17 protein-coding genes and 1 pseudogene are annotated in these 21,702 nt (G+C 68.9%); 11 read left to right on the plus strand and 7 right to left on the minus strand.

The features are described 5' to 3' along the window. Window positions 1–317: 317 nt before the first annotated feature. A complete protein-coding gene (locus OG589_RS02400) occupies window positions 318–2,294 on the minus strand; it encodes a beta-galactosidase (RefSeq protein WP_405151939.1) in 1,977 nt (658 codons plus the stop codon). 192 nt (window positions 2,295–2,486) lie between these two features. Between OG589_RS02400 and OG589_RS02405 the strand changes: the two genes are divergently transcribed. The 7 genes and pseudogenes from OG589_RS02405 (at window position 2,487) to OG589_RS02435 (ending at window position 12,794) form a co-directional block, all read left to right on the plus strand. Next, a complete protein-coding gene (locus OG589_RS02405; protein ID WP_405145728.1) occupies window positions 2,487–4,772 on the plus strand; it encodes a TIM-barrel domain-containing protein in 2,286 nt (761 codons plus the stop codon). Between the two features lie 20 nt (window positions 4,773–4,792). Continuing rightward, entirely contained in the window at window positions 4,793–6,103 is a 1,311-nt protein-coding gene (locus OG589_RS02410; RefSeq protein WP_405145730.1) for an ABC transporter substrate-binding protein, read from the plus strand. After that, window positions 6,103–7,026 (plus strand): carbohydrate ABC transporter permease, encoded by a 924-nt coding sequence (locus tag OG589_RS02415; RefSeq protein ID WP_405145732.1) that lies wholly within the window; start codon window positions 6,103–6,105, stop codon window positions 7,024–7,026. Before OG589_RS02410 ends, OG589_RS02415 begins: the two co-directional genes overlap by 1 nt. After that, window positions 7,023–7,928 carry a carbohydrate ABC transporter permease gene (locus OG589_RS02420; protein WP_405145733.1) on the plus strand — a complete coding sequence of 302 codons (906 nt, stop codon included), beginning with the start codon at window positions 7,023–7,025 and terminating at the stop codon, window positions 7,926–7,928. Before OG589_RS02415 ends, OG589_RS02420 begins: the two co-directional genes overlap by 4 nt. Window positions 7,929–7,984: 56 nt before the next feature. Next, window positions 7,985–10,945 carry a glycoside hydrolase family 3 C-terminal domain-containing protein gene (locus OG589_RS02425; protein ID WP_405145735.1) on the plus strand — a complete coding sequence of 987 codons (2,961 nt, stop codon included), beginning with the start codon at window positions 7,985–7,987 and terminating at the stop codon, window positions 10,943–10,945. 278 nt (window positions 10,946–11,223) lie between these two features. After that, window positions 11,224–11,490: pseudogene (locus OG589_RS02430) on the plus strand (beta-galactosidase); the annotation flags it as partial. Window positions 11,491–11,528: 38 nt separating this feature from the next. Next, window positions 11,529–12,794: a beta galactosidase jelly roll domain-containing protein gene (locus OG589_RS02435; RefSeq protein WP_405145736.1), complete on the plus strand. Its 1,266-nt coding sequence runs from the start codon at window positions 11,529–11,531 to the stop codon at window positions 12,792–12,794. 59 nt (window positions 12,795–12,853) lie between these two features. Here the strand turns inward: OG589_RS02435 and OG589_RS02440 are convergent, their stop codons facing one another. From OG589_RS02440 to OG589_RS02450, 3 genes are all read right to left on the minus strand, one after another. Then, window positions 12,854–13,273, minus strand: a complete 420-nt coding sequence (locus tag OG589_RS02440; RefSeq protein ID WP_405151940.1) for a PIN domain nuclease — start codon at window positions 13,271–13,273, stop codon at window positions 12,854–12,856. 460 nt (window positions 13,274–13,733) lie between these two features. Continuing rightward, window positions 13,734–14,033, minus strand: coding sequence for a nucleotidyltransferase family protein (locus OG589_RS02445; protein WP_405145738.1), 300 nt, complete (start codon window positions 14,031–14,033; stop codon window positions 13,734–13,736). A gap of 85 nt (window positions 14,034–14,118) precedes the next feature. Further along, window positions 14,119–14,571 (minus strand): ATP-binding protein, encoded by a 453-nt coding sequence (locus tag OG589_RS02450; RefSeq protein ID WP_405145739.1) that lies wholly within the window; start codon window positions 14,569–14,571, stop codon window positions 14,119–14,121. Window positions 14,572–14,819: 248 nt separating this feature from the next. Here OG589_RS02450 and OG589_RS02455 point away from each other — a divergent pair, with 248 nt between their 5' ends. The 3 genes from OG589_RS02455 (at window position 14,820) to OG589_RS02465 (ending at window position 16,265) form a co-directional block, all read left to right on the plus strand. Further along, complete coding sequence (locus OG589_RS02455; RefSeq protein ID WP_405145740.1) at window positions 14,820–15,641, plus strand: helix-turn-helix transcriptional regulator; 822 nt, start codon at window positions 14,820–14,822, stop codon at window positions 15,639–15,641. Next, window positions 15,632–15,832, plus strand: a complete 201-nt coding sequence (locus OG589_RS02460) for a DUF397 domain-containing protein (protein ID WP_405145741.1) — start codon at window positions 15,632–15,634, stop codon at window positions 15,830–15,832. Before OG589_RS02455 ends, OG589_RS02460 begins: the two co-directional genes overlap by 10 nt. 184 nt (window positions 15,833–16,016) lie before the next feature. Further along, window positions 16,017–16,265 (plus strand): hypothetical protein, encoded by a 249-nt coding sequence (locus tag OG589_RS02465; RefSeq protein ID WP_405145743.1) that lies wholly within the window; start codon window positions 16,017–16,019, stop codon window positions 16,263–16,265. Between the two features lie 79 nt (window positions 16,266–16,344). Here the strand turns inward: OG589_RS02465 and OG589_RS02470 are convergent, their stop codons facing one another. The 3 genes from OG589_RS02470 to OG589_RS02480 all read right to left on the minus strand — a co-directional run bounded on the left by OG589_RS02470 (window position 16,345) and on the right by OG589_RS02480 (window position 20,024). Continuing rightward, window positions 16,345–17,250 carry a carbohydrate ABC transporter permease gene (locus OG589_RS02470; protein ID WP_405145745.1) on the minus strand — a complete coding sequence of 302 codons (906 nt, stop codon included), beginning with the start codon at window positions 17,248–17,250 and terminating at the stop codon, window positions 16,345–16,347. Further along, a complete protein-coding gene (locus OG589_RS02475; RefSeq protein WP_405145747.1) occupies window positions 17,247–18,110 on the minus strand; it encodes an ABC transporter permease in 864 nt (287 codons plus the stop codon). The genes OG589_RS02470 and OG589_RS02475 overlap by 4 nt, the downstream gene beginning before the upstream one ends. A gap of 219 nt (window positions 18,111–18,329) precedes the next feature. Next, the gene (locus tag OG589_RS02480) at window positions 18,330–20,024 is read right to left on the minus strand and encodes an extracellular solute-binding protein (protein ID WP_405145749.1); all 1,695 of its coding nucleotides are present in this window, start codon (window positions 20,022–20,024) and stop codon (window positions 18,330–18,332) included. Window positions 20,025–20,357: 333 nt separating this feature from the next. On the opposite strand from OG589_RS02480, the gene OG589_RS02485 reads away from it, so the two are divergent. Further along, window positions 20,358–21,569, plus strand: coding sequence for an ROK family protein (locus OG589_RS02485; protein WP_405145751.1), 1,212 nt, complete (start codon window positions 20,358–20,360; stop codon window positions 21,567–21,569). Window positions 21,570–21,702: the final 133 nt, after the last annotated feature.

Raw genomic sequence — 21,702 nt, forward strand, 5'->3', positions numbered from 1 at the left:
CGCCCGGAGGGCGATCGCAGATCCAGGCAGAACGCCTTGTTCGTACGGCGTCCCGCGCGGGGCCTGGCGATCGTGATGCGTCTCATCGCTGTTCTCCCTCCGTCATGGCACCGAGTGCCTGAGCAGACTATTGCTCCCGCCGCTTGACGTCCTCTTGTTAAGCGGTTGCACTTCCTGGCGCGCCGGACGCGTAGAAGGCCAAAAGCCACACCCTCTTCGCGGCGGTGGCGCCCGGTGTCGTGCTGCTCGCCCTCGGCCTCACCGCGGTCCTCGGCGACGGCCTGGCCACCGGCGATCCCCAGGTGCTCTTCAGCGATCTAGCCTGGGGCGATCCCGAGGGTCCGGACGACGGCGACGCCGCGCGGTGGAAGGCGGAGTACGCCGCGGGTCTCCCTGCCTGTGACGAGGTCGGTGCCGGCCACCGCGACCTCGTGCCCGGCGGCCGTGTGGTTGAGGGCGAACAGCCAGCCCGCCCCGCCGCCGCTCCTGCGCACCAGCTCCACACCAGGGGGAACGGGCGCGGAGGGGACTCCGGCGGCGGCCAGCACGGCCGCGTAGGCGTCGTCGTCCAGGCGGGTCGACACATAGAACGCCTGGCCGGCGCCGTGGCGGTGCCGGGTGATCGCGGGCAGGCCGTCCAGGTCGCCGCCCTCGTACCACCCCAGCGCCGTGGCGCCGCGCGGCTCGACGCGCTCGCTCCAGACCGAGCCGCTCACCGTAAGAGGCTCGTCGTCGCCGTGCAGGAGGATCGCCACGGGCTCCTCCAGGGGGAGGAACTCGTCCACCCGGACGCCGAGGAGGTCGCGCAGCGCGCCGGGATGCCCGCCGAGCCGCACCCGGGCGTGCTCGTCCGCCACGCCGCTGAGGAACGAGACGACCAGCGTGCCGCCGTGCTCGACGTACCGCGCGAGGTTGCGGGCGGTGGCGTCGGAGACCAGGTAGAGGCTCGGCACCAGCACCACGGGGTAGGCCCGCAGGTCGCTGGACGGGTGGGCGAAGTCGGCGGTGACGCCACCGCGCCACAGCACCCGGTGGGCCTGGTGGAGCGCGTCCAGGTAGCCCGCCTCCCGCGAGGGGAGGCCCGGCGACTCCAGCGCCCACCACGACTCCGGGTCCCACAGGATGGCCGCGTCCGCGAGAACGGCGGCGTCGCCGGGGACCTCGGCCAGTCGGGGGAGCAGGCGGCCGAGGTCGCGGATCTCGCGGAAGACCCGGCTGCCGGGTCCGGCGTGCGGCACCATCCCGCCGTGCCACAGCTCGGCCCCGCCCCGTGAGGCCCGCCACTGGAAGAACATCGCCCCCCGGGACCCCCGGGCGACGTGCTGGAGGCTGTGCAGGGCGGTCTCGCCCGGCCGCTTGGCCCGCATGCGCGCGCCGGAGTAGACGATGCCGGCGGCCTGCTCCATCAGCAGCCACGGCCGCCCGCCCGCCCACGCGCGCGCGAGGTCGGCGGCGAACGCGGTCTGCTCCGCCGCGCGCTCGCGGTCGTCCGGATAGTGGTCGATCGCGACGAGGTCGACCTCGCGCGCCCACTCCCAGTTGTTCACCGGCACCCAGCTCCCGAACACGAAGTTCGTGGTCACCGGCACGTCGGGGGTCAGCTCGCGCAGCACGGCCTTCTGGGCGCGGTAGTGGCCGAGCATGGCGTCCGACAGGAAGCGGCGGAAGTCGAGCGCCTGCGCGGGGTTCGGAAGGTACTGCGTGGCGCGCGGCGGCATGATCTGGTCCCAGTCCCCGTAGGCCTGGCTCCAGAACGCGGTGGTCCAGGCGTCGTTGAGGGCGTCCAGCGAGCCGTGCCGGGTGCGCAGCCAGTCGCGGAACGCCGCCGCCACGTGGTCGCAGTGGCACCACGTGCCGTACTCGTTGTGCACGTGCCACATGGCCAGCGCCGGGTGGCCGCGGTAGCGCTCGGCGAGCGCGCGGGCGACGCGCACCGACGCCTCGAGGTACGGCGGGGCGCACACGCAGTAGGTGTCGCGGCTGCCGTGGGTCAGCCGGGTGCCGTCGGCGGTCACGGGCAGCGCGTCGGGATGGGCCAGACCGAACCACGGCGGGGGAGAGGCGGTGGGGGTGGCCAGGTTCACCTTCACCTCGCCCGCGTCGAGCAGGCCGAGCACTCGGTCGAGCCGGTCGAAGGCGAAGCGGCCGGGTGAGGGCTCCAGCGAGGCCCAGGAGAAGACGCCCACGGTGACCAGGTTGACCCCGGCCTCGCGCATGAGCGCGACGTCCTCGTGCCACACCTCCTCAGGCCACTGCTCGGGGTTGTAGTCGCCCCCGTAGCAGAGCCCGTCCATCCCCCTCGGCCACTTCACGCCGCGTTCCCGCCCGTCGTCCCCGCCCGCCGTACGGGCTCGGAGTTCGTACGGTAGGCAAACTAATTTCCCGGGTGCGCCATGTCAACGTGGCCTCGGCGGCGTTGACGTTTGTTCGTATAGTCGGCAAACTAATTCGCGAGTCCTTCCCTCGTGTCGTACAGGAGCGCAGCGATGCCGTACCGTCCCCCTCTGATCGCGCACGAGTACTTCAGCGCGGACCCGCCGGAGCTCCCGGTGCGCGTGCGGGGAGAGCAGGGCCTTTCCGCGCTCACCCGGGCCGAGCTGACGGCCGCGGACGGGCGGGGCGCGACCTTCAAGGCCTCGACCTCGGCGGAGGAGGTGCTCGTCGTCCAGGTGGCGGTCGCGGGGGAGGGGGTGATCCGCGTGAGGCTGGGCGAGGACACGGAGGCCCGCACCCGCTCCGCGCGGGTCATCCAGATGGTGCGCCCGGGGACGTTCGCGGGCGCGCGGGTGGAGACCGGCGAGGCCGGGGTCGTCGTGGACGCGGGCGCCGTACGGGCGGAGATCACCCTCGATCCCTGGCACCTGCGCTTCACCGACGCGGAGGGCCGCCTGCTGACCGAGCAGGACCCCGGCCACGTGGACATCAGCGGCCGGCTGCGCACGCTGCCGTTCGGGCGTTCCCTGGCCGGCGGCGTGACCGTGGCCTACCAGGAGAGCCTGGCCGCCCAGCCCGACGAGCACTTCGGCGGGTTCGGCGAGAAGTTCACCCCGCTCGACAAGCGCGGCCAGCGCCCGCTGATGTGGAACTTTGACGCGTTCGGCGCTGAGTCTGATCGTTCGTATAAGAATGTTCCGTTCTATGTGTCCAGCCGGGGTTACGGTCTCCTGGTGGACAGCGGCATGCCGGTGGAGTTCGACGTCTGCCGCTCGACGCACAGCTGCGTCGAGATCGTCGTGCCGGACGACCTGATCGACTACTACGTGATCGGCGGGCCGGGCGTCCCCGAGATCCTGGCGAGGTACGACCTGCTCACGGGGGCCCCGGCGCTGCCGCCCAAGTGGGCCTTCGGGAGCTGGATCTCCTCGGGCTTCTTCAAGGACACCCAGGAGCGGGTGCTGGCGCGGGCGAGGAGGATCCGCGAGCGGGGCATCCCCTGCGACGTCCTGCACCTGGACTGCTACTGGCAGGTCAAGGGGCACTGGTCGGACCTCAGGTGGGACCCGGAGAGCTTTCCCGACCCCGAGGGGATGCTGGCCACGCTCAAGGAGCAGGGCTTCGAGACCTGTCTGTGGATGAACCCGTACATCTCTCACCTCAGCCCGGTCTTCGCCGAGGCCTCGGCAAATGGATACTTCCTGAAAAATCAGGATGGTGAGGTGTACGTCGCGGACTCCTGGCACGGCTCGTACCCGCCCTGCGGCATCGTCGACCTCACCAGCCCCGCGGCCGTCGAGTGGTTCAAGGGCCTGCTGCGCCCCCTGCTCCGGCAGGGCGTCTCGGTCTTCAAGACCGACTTCGCCGAGGGCGTCCCGGCCGATTCGGTGGCGTCGAACGGCATGACCGGCACCGAGCTGCACAACGTCTACGCGCTGCTGTTCAACGACGCGGTCTCCGAGGTGACCCGCGAAGTGAACGGGCACGGCATGGTCTGGGCCCGCTCGTCGTTCCTCGGCGGCCAGCGGCACGCGGCCCAGTGGGGCGGCGACACCTACACCTCCTTCCCCGCGATGGGCAGCACGATCAGGGGCGGCCTGTCGCACGGGCTGTCCGGCATCCCGTTCTGGAGCCACGACGCGGGCGGCTTCACCGGCACCCCGGCCGACGACCTGTACATCCGGTGGGCGCAGTTCGGCGTGCTGTCACCGCTGGTCCGCTTCCACGGCACCACCAGCCGCGAGCCGTGGGAGTTCCCCGAGGTCGAGCACCTCGCCGTCGAGGCGATCCGGCTCCGCTACCGGCTCATGCCGTACATCTACTCGGCGGCGGTCGAGGCCGCGCGGACCGGCGCCCCGATGATGCGCGCCCTGTGCGTGGACCACCCCGACGATCCGGTGGCCTGGCAGGCGGACCTGGAGTACCTGCTCGGGCGGGACCTGCTCGTGGCCCCGATGACCTCCCCCGAGGGCACCCGGCAGGTCTACCTGCCCGCGGGGGAGTGGGTCGACTACTGGACCCACGAGGTGCACACCGGCGGCCGGTACATCCCGGTCACCAAGCCGCTCGGCCAGATCCCCCTGTTCGTACGGCACGGCGCGCTGATCCCGGTGACCGAGGTGCGCGACACGGTCGGCGGCGAGCCGTTCGCCGAGGTCACCGTCGTCAGCTACGGCGACGGAGGCAGCACCACCATCAGGGACGTCGACGGGGACACGACGGTCACCGCCACCAGGGAGGGCGACGTGCTCCACGTCCGCGCCTCCGGCCCCAAGCACATCACCAACGTCGAGATCGCTCCCGTCGCCGGCGCCCCTGCCACGGTCGCCGCCGGCTAGCAACCCCCTGGAGAAACACCATGTCCAAGATAGGGATCGTCGCCGCGCTCGCCGCGGCGGCGGTGACACTCGCCGCCTGCGGCTCCGGAGGTTCAACGGACACGAGCGGCGGGGGCGGCTCCGGCGAGGCGAAGACGCTGACGCTCTGGCACTACGAGGGGGCGGCCAGCGCGATGGGCGTCGCCTGGGCCGACGCCATCAAGCGGTTCGAGGCGAGCCACCCGAACGTCAAGGTCAAGTTCGAGGAGAAGAGCTTCGAGCAGATCCAGAAGACGGCCGGGATGGTCCTCGGGTCCGACCAGGCCCCGGACCTCATGGAGTACAACAAGGGCAACGCCACGGCCGGCCTGCTGTCCAAGCAGGGGTTGCTCACCGACCTCAGCGAGCAGGCGGCCAAGCGCGGCTGGGACAAGCTGCTCAGCCCCAGCCTGCAGACCACGGCCCGCTATGACGACAGGGGCGTCATGGGCTCGGGCAAGTGGTTCGGCATCCCGAACTACGCCGAGTACGTCATGGTCTACTACAACAAGGACGCCTTCGAGAAGCAGGGCGTCGAGGTGCCCGCCACCTTCGAGGAGTTCACGGCGGCCCTCGACAAGTTCGCCAAGGCGGGCATCACGCCGCTCGCCGTCGGCGGCGCCGAGTACCCCGCCCAGCAGATCATGTACCAGCTCGCGCTCAGCAAGGCGCAGCGTCCCTGGGTGGACGCCTTCCAGCTCTACAAGGGCAAGGTCGACTTCCACGGCCCCGAGCTGACCTACGCCGCGACCACCTTCGCCGACTGGGTGAAGAAGGGCTACATCAGCAAGGACTCGGCCGGCATCAAGGCCGAGGACATGGGCACCTCGTTCATCTCCGGCAAGTTCCCGATGATGGTCTCGGGAAGCTGGTGGTACGGCCGCATGAGCTCCGACATCAAGGACTTCAAGTGGGGCACGTTCCTGTGGCCGGGCAACCAGATGAGCGCGGGCTCCAGTGGCAACCTGTGGGTGGTGCCGGAGAAGTCCGGGAACAAGGACCTGGCCTATGACTTCATCGACCTGACGATGAAGAAGGACATCCAGAACGAGCTCGGCAACGCGGGCGGCGTCCCCGTCGCGGCCGACCCCACGGCCATCACCGACGACAAGAACAAGGAACTGATCGAGAACTTCAACAAGCTCTCGGCACAGGACGGCCTCGCGTTCTACCCCGACTGGCCCGCCCCCGGCTACTACGACACCCTGGTGGCCGGCGTCCAGGAGCTGATCAACGGCAGCAAGGCCCCGGACAAGGTCCTGGACGAGATCGCGCAGCCGTACAACGACAACCTCGCCGACATCGGCAACTGATGGCCGTGCACGCAACGGCGCGGGCGCCCGAGCCGGTCCGGCGCCCGCGCGGGGGCACGGGGTACTGGGTATACCTGGTGCCCAGCGCGGTGCTCTTCCTCGCGGTCGTCATCGTGCCGTTCCTGATGAACGTCGGGGCGAGCTTCACCAGGTGGAGCGGTGTCGGCACGCCCAGGTGGACCGGGCTCGACAACTACCGGCGGCTGCTCGCCGACGAGACCTTCTGGGCCTCGTTCCAGCACAACGTCGCGCTGATCGTCGCCATGGCGGTCCTGCCCACCATCTTCGGCCTGCTGCTCGCCGCCGCGCTGTTCGACTACATCGGCAAGAGGTTCGGGGCCCGGACGGCGAGCGCGCTGCGCGCCGCGTACTACCTGCCGCAGGTGCTGCCTGTGGCGGTCGCCGGGGTCGTGTGGGGCTGGATGCTGCACCCGTCCTACGGCGCGCTCAATGAGGTGCTGAAGGCCGTCGGGCTCGGCTCGCTGGCGCAGAACTGGCTCGGCGACCCCGACATCGCCCTGGCCTCCGTCATGGGGATCATGGTGTGGTTCCAGCTCGGCTACCCGGTCGTGATCTTCATGGCCGGGCTGCAGCGAGCCGACCCGGCGCTGCACGAGGCCGCGGAGATCGACGGCGCCTCCTGGTGGCGGCGGTTCTGGCACATCACGTTGCCGCAGATCAGACCGGAGATATACGTGGTCCTGCTGACCTGCACCATCGCCGCGCTCAAGGTCTTCGGCCCGATCTTCGTGCTCACCCGGGGCGGCCCGGGCAAGGCCACGATGGTGCCGTCGTACTTCAGCTACCAGAACTTCTTCGAGAAGGCCAACGTGGGCTACGGCTCGGCCATCGCCACCGTGCTCGCGATCATCATCGTGATCGTGACCTTCCTCTTCCTGCGGGTCCAGGAGCGCAAGCCATGACCTCCCTGCAGGTACGTCGGACGAGCGCCGGGCGACGGGCAGATCTCGTACGGCCCGGCCACGCGCGCGGCCGTGCCGCCGGCGCGGGCCCCGGCGGGTGGGCGATCCTCGCCGCGCTCGCCGTGCTGGCCGTGGTGATGCTCCTGCCCTTCGCCGTCGTCACGCTCAACGCCGTCAAGACCCCGGCGGAGTACTCCTCCAACGGGCCGCTGAGCCTGCCGCACGGCATCTACCTCGACGGCATCATCGACTTCTGGAACCGCGTCGACTTCGGCCGCAAGCTGCTCAACAGCACGCTGATCAGCGCGGCGGTCGCGGTGCTCGCCGTGGTCCTGTCGGTGCTCAACGCCTACGCCCTCGGCATCGGCCGGGTGCGCGGCCGGCTGTGGATCCTCGTGCTCTTCCTGGTGGCCAACACGCTGCCGCAGGAGGCCCTCGCCTACCCGCTCTACTACCTGTCCAAGGAGGTGGGCCTGTACGACAGCCGGCTGGCGGTGATCCTCATCTTCACCGTCGTCCAGAGCGCCTTCGGGACGTACCTGCTGTCGGCCGTCCTCGGTGACTTCCCGAGGGAGATCATGGAGGCGGCGGCCATGGACGGGGCCGGCCGGTGGAGGGTGCTCTGGCGGATCGTCGTGCCGATCAGCCGCCCCACGCTGAGCGTCCTGATGATCTTCTTCTTCATCTGGACCTGGAACGAGTTCTTCCTGCCGCTGATCTTCCTGATCTCCAACGACAACCAGACCGTGCCGGTGGCGCTCGGGGTGCTGCAGGGCGACAAGATGATGGACGCCACCATGTCGAGCGCCTCCGCCCTGCTCGGCATCGTGCCCGCCGTCGCATTCTTCCTGATCTTCCAGCGGACGCTGACCCGCGGCGTCACGGTGGGCGCCGTCAAGTAGGCGGCCGCCCGCACCCCCTTCGAAAACCCGCGTCAACCACCTGACCTGGAGGCGCCATGTCCCTTCGACGACCCTTATGGATCGCGGCCGTCCTCGGCCTGCTGATGACCCTGCTCGTGGCACCCGCCAGAGCGGCCGAGGACCTCCCCTTCCGAGATCCGTCCCTCCCGCTGAGCGCGAGGATCGACGACCTGCTCGGCAGGCTCACGCTCACCGAGAAGATCTCCCTGCTCCACCAGTACCAGCCCGCCATCCCGCGCCTCGGCATCGGCCTGTTCAAGACCGGCACCGAGGCGCTGCACGGAGTCGCCTGGTCCACCGACATCGACCACGGCGGCGCCGTCGTCACGGCGAACGGCACGGTCTTCCCGCAGGCCGTCGGCCTGGCGAGCACCTGGGACACCGAGCTGATCAAGAAGGTCGGCGCAGCCGTCGGCGACGAGGCGCGCGGCTTCAACGCTCAGAACCCCAGGGTCTGGGGGCTGAACCTGTGGGCCCCCGTCGTCAACCTGCTGCGCGACCCGCGCTGGGGGCGCAACGAGGAGGGCTACTCCGAGGACCCGCTCCTGACCGGCGCGATCTCCACCGCGTACGGCTCGGGCATCCAGGGCGACGACCCCGACCACCTCAGGGCCGCCCCCACGCTCAAGCACTACCTCGCCAACAACAACGAGGTGCACCGCGACACGACCTCCTCCAGCCTGCGGCCACGGGTGGAGCGGGAGTACGACCAGGCCGCGTTCAAGCCGGCCATCGCGGCCGACGCCGCCACCGGCGTCATGGCCTCGTACAACCTGGTCAACGGCCGTCCCAACACGGTGAACCCCGCCCTGAACACCGCCGTGCGCTCCTGGACCACCAGGGACCTGCTCAACGTCACCGACGCGGGCGCGCCGAACAACCTCGTCGGCTCCGAGGCGTACTACCCGAACCTCACCGAGGCGGACGCCGCCGCGCTCAAGGCGGGCATCGACAGCTACACCGTCGACGACACCAACGCGGGCCCGACCACCACGGCCATCACCAACGCCCTCTCCCAGGGGCTGATCAAGGAATCGGACGTGAACACCGCCGTCCGGCACATCCTGAGCATCCGGTTCCGGCTCGGCGAGTTCGACCCGGACGGCGGGCCGTACGGGAAGATCGGCAAGGAGGTGGTCAACAGCCCCGAGCACCAGGCGCTGAACCGCAGGACCGCGGCCGAGGCCATGGTGCTGCTGAAGAACTCCGGCAGGACCCTGCCCCTTCCCGCCACGACCAAGAAGGTCGCCGTGGTCGGCCCGCTGTCCAAGACGCTGTACACCGACTGGTACTCGGGCAGCCTGCCGTACCGCGTCACCCCGCTCGACGGCATCAAGGAGCGCCTCGGCGGCGGCGGCACGGTCACCGGCACCGAGGGCGCAGACCGCATCGCCCTCAAGGACCTCGCGACCGGCAAGTACGTCACCGCCGGGACCGGCGCGGCCGGGGCCGTCCTCAAGGAGGGCGCGACCACGGCCGGCGACACCGAGAAGTTCGACGTCTTCGACTGGGGCCAGGGCATCCTGACGTTGCGCAGCGTCGCCAACGGCAAGTACGTCGGCTACAACTGGTCGAGCTTCGTCAACGACCAGGACCAGCCGAACGGGTGGTTCGTCCAGCAGCAGTTCAAGCTCGAACGGCAGGCCGACGGCGCATACCTGCTGAGGTACGCCGGGTATGAGACCGCCTACGACTGGTTCGGCCCGAACAAGTACCTCAGGGCGAACGCCGACGGCACCCTGGCGCTCACCACCGCCGACCAGGCGGCGAGGTTCGCCAAGGAGACCGTGAGCAGCGGGGTGGACGCCGCCGTCGCCGCGGCCAAGGGCGCGGACGCGGCGGTCGTCGTGGTCGGCAGCATGCCGTTCATCAACGGCCGCGAGGACCACGACCGCATGGACATGAACCTCGCCGAGGGGCAGGAAGCCCTGGTCAAGGCGGTCCAGAAGGCCAACCCGAACACCGTCGTGGTGCTGGAGAACAGCTACCCGACGACGATCGGCTGGGAGCAGGCGAACGTCCCGGCGATCCTGTGGACGACGCACGCCGGCGCCGAGACCGGGCACGCCCTGGCCGACGTGCTCTTCGGCGACGCCAACCCGGCCGGGCGCCTGACGCAGACCTGGTACAAATCATCCGCCGACCTGCCGGACATCCTCGACTACGACATCGTGAAGACCGGCGCCACCTACCTGTACTCCGCGGCCAAGCCGCTCTACCCCTTCGGGCACGGGCTGAGCTACACGACGTTCGGGTATCAGGGGCTCAAGCTGGCCTCGAACTCCGTGAAGCCGGACGGGACCGTCGAGGCCACCGTCAAGGTGACCAACACCGGCAAGGTGGCGGGAGACGAGGTGGTCCAGCTCTACACCCACCAGCGGTCCTCGCGAGTGAAGCAGCCGGTGAAGCAACTGCGCGCCTTCCAGCGCGTGCACCTGGCCGCCGGGCAGACCAAGACGGTGACGCTCTCGTTCAAGGCCGCCGACCTGGCCCTGTGGGACGTCACCCGGAACACCTGGGCTGTCGAGAAGGCCGAGCACGACGTGCTGGTCGGCGGCTCCTCCGACAGCGTCCGCCAGCGCACGACGCTCAGCGTGAACGGCGAGCGGATCCCGCACCGGGACCTGTTCAAGGTCACCCGGGCCGCCGACTTCGACGACTACGCGGGCGTCGAGCTCGTCGACGAGACGAAGGCGTCGGGCGACGCCGTGGGTGGCACAGGTACGGGTGACTGGATCTCGTTCAAGGACGCGGACCTCGGCAAGGGGGCGACGGCGTTCACGGCCGGGGTCGCCGCCACGGCCGCCGGGAAGATCGAGGTCCGCCTCGGCTCGCCCACCGGCAGGCTGCTCGGCACCGCGCAGGTGCCGGCCACAGGCGGCGTCTACTCCTACACCGAGACCACGGCCCCCCTGTCGAAGACCGCCGGCCTCCACGACCTCTACCTCGTCTTCACCGGCGACCTCCGCGTCAAGGACTTCGCCCTGACCAAGTAGGCCCACCGATACCTTCGCCGGGTTGCCGTCCGCCTGGCCGAGGGGTCGCCTTCGCCGGACCGGCCACCCACTTCCCGCCGCTGCCGCGCCTTTCTTCCGGCGCCGTCGCGGCGGGACGTGGGAGGGCGTGTCCGGCGCCGTTCACGGTGCGCGACCCGGCGGAGGTCTCAGGACGCCTCACCGGCGGATCATCAGTGGGCATCCTCTCGACCGTTCCGAAGGTCGCTCACGCCACCGTCCGAAGCAACGGAGGTCCATCAGCATGAACGGCCGGGTACATCAACGCCGAGACCAGCGGCGGCGGGTTCCCCGGATGGCTGAAGAGGGTGCCCGGCCGTGCCCGCACCAGCGCGCCCGGGTACACGCAGGCGTACCAGGACTGGCTCGGCCACATCGACCGGCTCATCGCACCACACCAGCTCACCCGCGGGGGCTCGGTGATCCTCTACAACGCCGAGAATGAGTACGCGGTCAACACCGATGCGCAGTACATGCAGGCCATCCAGGCGAAGGCCCGGGCCGACGGCATCGACGTGCCGATCACGACCAACGACTGCTGCGACGCCGGGAACTGGAGCTCGACGTGGGCCTCCGGCGCGCCGACACGGGCGACGGGCCGGTGCTGGTGCGCGGCACCTCGCTCGTCCGCTCCGCCGCCGTACGGGGGAACACCGTCGACCTGCGCGCGGACACCGACAAGGCGGGCGAGATCGAGGTGTTCGGCCCGGCACGGAAGCTCGCCGTCAACGGCGAGCCGGTCCGGGTCCGTACGACGGCCGGCGGCTCGTTGCTCGGCTCGCTCCCCGGCCCCGCTCCGGTGAAGCTGCCCGCGCTGACCGGATGGCGTACGCGTGCGGAGGCGCCCGAGGCTCGGCCCGGCTTCGACGACTCCGGCTGGACGGCCGCCGACCGCACCACCACGACCATCCCGTACGAGCCTCCCACCGACCAGTCGGGGGCCGCTCCCGTCCTGTTCGCCGAGGAGTACGGCTTCGACTACGGCAACGTCTGGTACCGGGGACACTTCACCGCCACGGGCACCGAGACCGCCGTGTCGACGAGCGCGATCACCGGCAAGCGGGGCATCTATCTCGCCTGGCTGAACGGCCACTACCTCGGATCGGCCGCCGGCGGCACCGAGGCCGACACCGACGCCCACACCCCACGTCCGGGCCCGGGGGAGTTCGCGATCCCGTCCGGGCTGCTCAAGCCGGGGGAGAAGGCCGTGCTGTCCGTCCTGGTGGAGAACATGGGGAACAACGACGACTGGACCGCCGACGACAATCGGTTCAAGCAGTCGCGCGGCCTGTTCGGCGCCTCGATCACCGGCTCGGCCGCGCCCATCACATGGAAGATCCAGGGCGCCCGGGGCGGCGAGAACCTCGCCGATCCGGCTCGCGGGCCGCTCAACACCGGTGGCCTGTACGGCGAGCGCTCCGGCTGGCACCTGCCGGGATACCCGGACGGCTCGTGGCAGAGGGCGGCTGGAGCGGTCGCTCCCGGGGTCACCTGGCTCCGCACGACCTTCCGCCTGGACCTCCCGAAGGACCAGGACACCTCGGTGGCGCTGCGCTTCGGCGCTCCCGACGGCACCGGGGACCTTCCTCTGGGCTACCGCGTGCTGGTGTTCCTCAACGGCTTGAACGTCGGCCAGTTCTCCGGCGACATCGGCCCGCAGCGCGACTTCTACCTCCAGGAAGGCCTCCTGCGCCACCACGGCGCCAACACCCTCGCCCTCGCCGTCATCTCCACCACCGACGCCACCCTGCCTCCCACCACCCTGATCCCCACAGCCACCCACCTCGGCGGCCTCCCCATCTCCACCGTCCCCGCCCCGGACTTCCGCTGAATCTCCACATAGCAGGAAGGGCCGGACCTTTCGGCCCCGGCCCTTCCTGCTCTTGACTTCTAGCTCAACGACCCTGGAGGAGCCAGCCACTCCACGGGTTGACCTGTGATCCTCGCGATGCTTTCGAAGTCGCGGTCGTAGTGCAGAACGATCAGGTTGTTGAGGTCGGCAGTCGCGGCTACGAGAAGATCGACAGGACTACCACACCGGTGCAGCCCCTGCTTGGTCAGCAACTCCTGGATCTCGGCCGCTCGCTGAAAGACGCGATCTGGCATCGGGATCCAGCAATACTCGTCCTGCAGTTCACTGAGAACCGAACACCTGTCGCCGAAGGACCGAGCGCTAAGCAGCAGTTCCAGCTCGGTGATCGGGCACAGGCCGACCCTGCCTCTGTGGAGTGTCTGCTGCCACTTCGCCCGAAGGCTCGTACGCCGCGTCAGGCGAGCAAGCGCACTGGTGTCGATCAGGTACCGGGGCATGGCCACCTCGGTAGTTCCTTTTGTCCATCAGCCAGTCCAGGTCCAGGGCGCCGGAATTGGCCAGCTCGACAAACCGATCGAATGCCTCGGAGCGGCGCCGCCAGTCTGCTGTGGTCTCCAGCAGGATGGTGTTGACCGCCTCTTCCTCGCTTGACGTGTCGTACATCGCCATGGCCGCAGCCAGGGCCGCATCGTCCACATCGATCGATATCTTCGCCATCCTGCACCTCCGGGGCTCGGGGCTTCGGTTGGAGTGTACCCGGGCGGTGCGTGCCCACCCGATGACATTCCGTAGTAATCATCATGTCAACTTAGGGTAATGGAATGGCTACGAAGCGCATCGGGGTTTCGTGGAATCTCGCGTCGTCAGGCTCCTTGCTGTGGCACCTCGTAGTGCGCGACCGAGTACGGTGAGCGCATGGCAGAGCGTGCGCCTCATGAGGTCACCCAGCGTGAGCTGTCAGGCGCCATATAGAACCTCAGTGTCGGTGAGCACCCGATCACGGATCACCCAGTGCAGGCCGGTCTTGGGCAGTAGATCGACTGGGCGACCAAGCAGTGCCTCCAACTCTTCCTGGAAGCCGAAGAAGGCGAGCCCTTTCATGGCGTGGGGGCCTCTCAGGTAGAGCAAGTCGATATCGCTGTCCGGGTCTGCCTCACCTCTTGCTGTAGACCCGAACAGGGTGAGTTCGACCACGCCGTACTTAGCGCACAGTTCTGCGATGGTGGGGCGCAGTTCTTCCAGCTCATCTAGCCTCACTCTCCCATTGTTCCGAATCGGAGAGCGGGAGTCATCGGAGTTCCCCAGGGCTCTCGGCCTCTCGCGAGGTCTGTCGATCTCGGGTCTATCGCACCCTGACCTGCGAGCCGCGTCTCGCGGGCAGGGTGCACCAGACGATTTTGCCGCCGGTTGTGGGCCATCTGTAGCCCCAGGTTGTGGCAAGGGTGTCGACGAGGCAGAGGCCTCGGCCGCCTTCGTCGTCGGGTTCGGGGGACTTCAGGGCGGGTGCGGTGACACTGGGGTCCCAGACCTCGAGTACGACGTTCGCGTCCTGGAGGTAGAGGTCGATCCAGACGATCTCGGCGCTTCCGTGGGCCGGCTCGTTGTGGGTGCCGATGTCCTGGACGGCGCGGATGGCGTTCGTGACCAGTTCGGAGGCGATCAGCTCCGCCGTGTCGATGAGTTCGTGTATGTCCCAGTTCGAGAGCACGGCTCTGACGTGACGCCGTGCCTGGGACGGCGCGTTGGGGTGCGCCAAGAACTCCAGATACTGCTGCCGTCTTCTCGTGCCGGTCATGGACTTCCCTCGCTCGTGCCGAGCACGAATGCTCGTTCCGCTTAATCAGGTGATCACCATGGGCGAGGTAAGGCTTTGCGATGAGTTCGGCTTTCCCGGATGCGCCCACGTAGTCGTGATTTCTTGCCCCAAGCCTGGAGCCAGCACATTACGCTTGGTAGCGAATTGACTACGGAATGACTTCAGAGTTGTTCTGAGGTCAGTGAGTCAGGTCTGGCCAGGTGTCGCGAGGGGACCTCATGACCAAAATGATCGACATCGACCCCGAGGAGTCGCCGCGTGCTCGGTTCGCGTACGAGCTTCGCCGCCACCGATTGGCGGCGGAGCTCACCCAGAAGCAGTTAGGCCGCAGGATCGGCTTCTCCACCAGCGCGGTGGCCATGGTCGAGACGTCCAAGTTCCGGCCGTCCGAGCGGTTCGCCGAGTTGTGCGACGAGGTTTTCGGCCTCGACGGCGTCATGACCCGCCTGTACGCGGAGGTCTGGCCGCCCCCGCCCCCCGTCCCGGCCCACTTCCGCGACTGGGCTGTGGAAGAGCAACGAGCCACCACGCTCCGAAGCTGGGAGCCCATTCTCATACCTGGTCTGCTTCAGACAGAGTCCTACTCACGGCGCATATTCGAGCGCGAGCCCGGAATCACCCCTGAGCAGGTGGAACAGCGCGTCACGGGACGGATGCAACGGAAGACAATCCTTTCTCGGAACAATCCGCCCATGCTCATGAGCCTCATCGATGAAGGTGTGCTGCACCGCCCAGTCGGCGGCCCCGCCGTCATGCGTGAGCAACTGGAACACCTCCTGGAGATGGCGCGCCATCCCAGGGTGACCATCCAGATCGTCCCCTATAGCGCAGAGGCGCTACCCGGGCTGCTCGGCGCCTGCATCATTGCCGAAATGCGCGGAAACCCGTATACGGTTCGAGTGGAGTCTCAGCCTCGGGGACGGACAGTAACCGACAGGAGCACGATCGCAGAGCTGGTGAGTCGTTATGACGCCGTCCGGGCTGACGCTTACCCGCAACACCTGTCCTGCAAGATGATCGAGGAAGTGGTGAAGCAGAAATGGACCTGACTGGTGCGCGGTGGCGCAAGTCGACATGGTCTGGCGGAGACGGCGGCGACTGCGTCGAGGTTGCCACGAACCTGTCTGGCATCGTCGCCGTGCGCGACTCGAAGGACCCGTACGGCCCCGAGCTGGTCTTCGCCCCGGGCGAGTGGAAGACCTTCCTCGGAGGCGTGAAGCTCGGCCGATTCCCCGGCTGAAAGTTGACGAACCCCGAGAGCCCTCGGCCGGATAGTCGGGCCGAGGGCTCTGTGCCGCATACCTTCGTCTCGCTGTGGAAGCTCTGTGTCCGGATCACCAAATCTGCGTCAGGAATACACCGGCTTGCAGTCCCTTCTGCCCTTTCGTGGGTAGCTCGGTAGAAAGCGGCCCGGAGGGAAGATCATGGCGAAGTGTGAAGTGTGCGGCAACGACTATTACATGAGCTTCGAGATCCACACCAAGGGTGGGGTGCACACCTACGACAGCTTCGAATGCGCGATCCAGGGCATGGCGCCGTCCTGCGAGCACTGCGGGTGCCGGATCGTCGGCCATGGCGTCGAGGCGAACGGCCACTGGTACTGCTGCGCCCACTGCGCCAGGGAGAAGGGCGTCTCCGAGCTCGTCGACCGCGTCGGCGCGGCCATGCGCTGACGGTCAACGTCCGTGCCGTGTGATCCATTGGTGACGAGCCTCCCGCCCGGAGGACGGGCGGGAGGCTCGTCACGGCGGCTCAGCCCTTGACGGCGCCGATGATCACTCCCTTGGTGAAGTGGCGCTGCACGAACGGGTAGACCACCAGCACGGGCACCAGCGCGAGGACGACGATCGACATCTGGATCGCCAGGCTCGGCGGCAGGGCCTCTCCCGCGATGGTGTCGCTGGTCTGCCCGACGACGAGCGACTGGCCCTGGAGCACGTACTGGCGCAGCACGACCTGCAGCGGCCACTTGGCGTTGTCGTTCAGGTAGAGCACGGCGTTGAAGAACGAGTTCCAGTAGCCCACCGCGTAGAACATGCCGATCACCGCGACGACGCCCTTGGACATGGGCAGCACGATGCGCCCGAGGATGCGGAACTCCCCGGCGCCGTCGACGCGCGCGCTGTCGGTCACCTCCTGCGGGATGTTCATGAAGAAGGCCCGCATGACCACGAGGTTGAACGCCGTCACGGCCGAGGGCAGGATCAGCGCCCAGTAGCTGTCGATCAGGCCGAGCGAGCTGACCAGCAGGTAGTTCGGGATGATGCCGGGCCCGAACAGGAACGTCAGCAGGATCATGAACAGCAGCGGCCGGTGGAACAGCGAGCCTGGCCGCGACAGCCCGTACGCGGCCAGCACGGTCGTGACCAGGCTGATGGCCGTGCCCACCGTCGTGACGCCGACGCTGACCATGACGGCGCGGGTCACCACCCCGCCGGAGAACAGCTCCTGGTAGGCCCCGAGGGACAGCTCGCCGGGGATGGACACCAGCCCGCCGGCCCTGGTGACGGTGTCCTGCGTGGACAGGCTGGTGAGCACGACCATGTAGATCGGGAAGACGACGGCCGCCACGATGAGCGTCAGGACCAGCCCCTTGGCCAGCCGCCCGGCGAGGCTCGGCCGCTCGTCCCAGATGGGCCGCGAAGTGTGCGTCATCATGATCGTTTGTAGATCCCCTGCTCTCCGAACCGGTGGGCGACCCTGTTGGCGACGAGGATGAGCAGCAGGCCCACCAGGCCCTTGACCAGCCCGGCCGCCGCGCCATAGCTCCACTCCCCGGTGGTCAGCGTGCGCCAGTAGACGAACGTGTCGAGCACCTCCGCCGCCTCCCTGCCGACCGCGTCCCGCTGGATGAAGAACTGCTCGAACCCCACGTTGAGCGCGTCGCCCAGGCGCAGGATCAGCAGCAGGACGACGACCGGGCGCAGGCCGGGCAGGGTGATGTGCCACATGCGCCTCCACCGGCCCGCGCCGTCGACGGCCGCCGCCTCGTACAGGTTCTGGTTGATCGCGGCCAGCGCGGCGAGGAAGATGATCGTCCCCCACCCCGCGTCCTTCCACACCGTCTCGCCGGTGAGCAGCAGGATGAAGGTGTCGGGGTCGGTCATCACGTCGATGCCCTGGTAGCCGTGGTCGCGCAGGATCTGCGACACCAGCCCCGCCCCGCCCAGCATCTGCTGGAACAGCGTCACGACCAGCACCCACGAGAAGAAGTGCGGCATGTAGACGACGCCCTGGATGAACAGCCGCACCCGGGGCCGCACGACGCTGTCCAGCAGGATCGCGAGGGCGATCGGGATGGGGAAGTAGAACACGAGCTGGAACGTCGTGATGCCCAGCGTGTTCAGAGTCGCGTCCCAGAAGCTCTGATCCTGCAGGAGCCACTGGAAGTTCCCGAACCCGATGAACGGGCTGTCCCTGATGCCGACATAGGGGGAGTAGTCCTGGAAGGCGATGACGTTGCCGAGCAGGGGCACGTAGTGGAACACCAGCAGCAGGCCGGCCGCCGGCAGCGTCATCAGCAGGAGCGGCCAGTCGCGTCTCAGGCGGCCGAGGAACGGCCTCCTGGCCGTGATCGCCCCGGTCGGGGCCGTATTTCTGGTGCTCCGGCTTGCCTTAGGGGTCCCCTTACGGACATTGTTGGGGGTGCCGGTCCCGGCGGGTGAGGTCAGGTCACCCGCCGGGCCGGTCCTCGCTTCCCTTCTCAGCACCCCGGCCACCCCATGTGCGCGCGGTTCCTACGCACGGCCGTTGTCCCGCAGGACCTTCATGTAGAAGTCGCGGGCCTCGTCCCCGCCGTCCCGCTTCCACTCCGCGACGATCTGCTTCACGTCGCTCACCGGCCTGCGCCCGCGCATGATGTCGGTGAACTTGTCCTCGGTCGGGATCTGCAGGCCGGACATCCTGGACGGCCGCTGGTGGCGGATCCCGTCGAGCGGCGTCTTCTCGATGTACTGGAAGCTGCTGTTCTGCCACTCCAGGTTGGCCTGGACGGCGTCGGGGAACATGACGTAGTCCGCGACGATCGGCCGCCCGCCGAGGAAGACGTACGACGGCTGGGCCTCCTTGCGCCCGAGGTCGGTGTACTGCGGCACGCCCTGCGCGTCCCTGGTGAAGTGCTTGCCCTCCACGCCGTAGGTCGCGAGCTCGTACTCCTTGGTGCCGAACGGGGCCGCGCACCAGTTGAGGATGCCGAGGAGCTCCTCGATCCTGTCCTTGCCGAGGCCCTTCCTGACGAACGTGAAGATCCCCGCGGGACTGTTGTGGTACATGATCGGCGGGCTGCCGTCGCTGGAGAACAGCGGGACGGCGCCGATGGCGAAGCCGGGGTTCTTGCCCCGGTGCTGCTGGAGCAGCTCCTTCCAGGCGCCGAGGCCGTCGCGGTAGAAGATGATCTGCCCGGAGGCGAAGAGGTCCTTCTCGTTGGTGCCCTTGCTGCTCACGACGCTCGGATGGATCAGCTTCTCCTCGAACAGCTTCCGCATGAACGCGAGCATCTGCTCGAACTCGGGCGTCTCGTACTTGAAGACGAGCTTGCCGCCCTCGTACCGCCACTCCTGCGGGACCTTGAAGATGGGCCATACCATCTCGTGGATGTCGCCGAACGCCCAGCGCTTGGCCTTCGGGTCGGTGATGGCCTTGCCCAGCTCGTACAGCTCGTCGGCGGTCTTCGGGAGGGCCCAGCCGCTGTTGGCGTCGAAGATGTCCTTGCGGTACAGCAGCGCGTACGGGAACGGCTCGGTCGGGAACGGCACCGACATCAGCCTGCCGTTGAAGACGGAGAACGTCCACGCCGCGGTGGGGAGGTTGGCCAGCATCGGGTAGGCCTTGACCTTGTCGCCCTGCAGGTAGGGGGTGAGGTCCTCGAAGGCCTTGTCGACGGCCAGGTTGAAGTCGGCCATCTTCTCGATCTCCCACTGGGGGACGACCATGAGCTCGGGGATGTCGCCCGCGGCGAGCCGGGCGGTCGCCTTGTCCCCGTAGGTGTTGCCGTCGGCGATCTGGAACTCGACGGTGGCGCCGATGTCGGCGTTGCAGGCCTGGAAGTAGGCGTTGTCGGCGAGGCCGGGCGGGGGCGGGCCCCACAGTGGGGTCATCGCCTTGAAGCTGCCGCCCTTGCCGGCCTTCCCGGGGATCGCGTCGGCGAGGTTCGCCGGATATTTCAGGAAACCACCGCCTACATCGGGCACGCCGAGCAGCGTCGAGGTGGTTCCGGGGATGTCCGGCTTGACGCCCTGGAAGGGGATGTAGGACGGGGTGAGCGAGGTCAGCTTGTCCGCTATCGCGGCGGTGGCGCCTCCGCTGCCGGGCCTGCGCCCGGCGGGGGTCGAGCAGGCGGTCAGCACGCCACCGCCCGCGAGCGCGGCGGCGCTGAGGCCGACCAGGCCGAGGAAACCCCGGCGGCTGGGGCGGGCGCCCGGGGGAGGCGTCACGGCGCGCTCCGGTCATGGTGTCGAGCAGCAGAGGTCAGGTCGGCTGCGAGGGGTGTCACGGCGGTTTCCCTTCGTATCGTTCGAATCGGCGGAGTGCCGGCTTTCAAGGGTGTTGGCAGAGGCGGGCTCCGAGGTAGAGTTAGTTCGTCTTCCGCCCAAACAAATTAGCCGAGGGTGACCTACGCCACAAGGGAAGGCCGCCGGCGTTCGGCCGGGTGGCGGTCACAGATTGATGACGCGGCGCGACGAGGGAGCACAGGGGCGAGGCATGACCACCTGCTCGACGATGCGGCATGATGAGCCCACCGGGGCTCAGCGGGAACGGGGCTGATTTTGATCAATACGCACACCGGCCCTCAACCGGCGGACTTCGCCGATGTCAGGGCCGCCAACCTCGCGGTCGTGCTGCGGTTCGTACGGGAGAACGCGCCCTGTTCCCGGGCGGACATCGCGGCGTCCACCGGGCTCAACAAGGCCACGGTGTCGAGCCTGGTCGCCGACCTCGTCGACCGCCGCCTGCTCCGCGAGACCGGCCTCACCGAGAACCGCGTGGGCCGTCCCGCGACCATGCTGGTCCTCGACGGCTCGCCGTACGCCGCGATCGGCATCGAGGTGAACGTCGACTACCTGACCGCCGTGGCCGTCGACCTCTCGGGCACCGAGCTGCTGTCGTGGCGGCGCTCCTTCGCGGGCGCGACCGCGACGCCCAACCAGGCCGTCGCCGCCGTGGCCGCGCTCGCCCGGCGGGTGCTCAACCGCATGGGCAAGGAGGCCCGCCAGGTGCTCGGCCTCACCGTCGCGGTGCCGGGCCTGGTCGACGTGAGCGGCACGGTGCGCATCGCCCCGAACCTCGGCTGGCGCGACGTCGACCTGTCCGGCGACCTGGCCAAGGCGCTGCGCGATCCGGGCTTCCCCGTCCTGGTCGACAACGACGCCAACCTCGCCGTGCTCGCCGAGCACCGCTTCGGCCCGCACGGGGGAGCCGACGACCTCGTCTACCTCACCGGCGAGGTCGGCGTGGGCGCGGGCGTCATCATGGACGGACGGCTCCGCCGGGGCGGCCAGGGGTTCGCCGGGGAGATCGGCCACATCCAGATCGACCCCTCGGGTCCCGAGTGCCGCTGTGGCCGCCGGGGCTGCCTGGAGGCCGTCGCGGGCCTCGGCGCCGTGCTCCAGCACACCGCGCCGGACGCCACCCCCGCCGAGCTGGAGCCCGAGATAGACGAGGTCGTACGGCTGGCGCGGGGCGAGGACGCCGAGGTCCTCGCCGCGCTCGCCACCGTCGGCGCCAACCTGGGCAGGGGCGTGGCGATCATCGCGAACGTGCTCAACCCCGAGGTCGTGATCCTCGGCGGCTACTACGTCGCGCTCGCGCCCTGGGTGCTGCCCGCCGCGCGGGAGGAGCTCGCGCGCCGCAGCTTCGCGCCCGACTCGGGCGGCACGCGCCTGGTCGTCTCCACCCTCGGCTACGGCGCGGCGGCTCTGGGCGCGGCGGCCCGCCTCCTGGACTCGATCGACTCCGGCCGCCTGCCCGCGCAGACCTGACCTCGCCGGCAGAGCCGAGCTTGCCGATAGGACTGTCCCCACCGGCAGACCTGACCTCGTCGGCAGAAGTGGGCTCTTGACCCCGGGGCGACAAACCGGCACTCTTCAGGAGAACCCCGATGTAACACCGCTG

Origin of the sequence: Sphaerisporangium sp. NBC_01403 (genome assembly GCF_045040145.1) — a bacterium.
GTDB lineage: Bacteria > Actinomycetota > Actinomycetes > Streptosporangiales > Streptosporangiaceae > Sphaerisporangium > Sphaerisporangium viridialbum.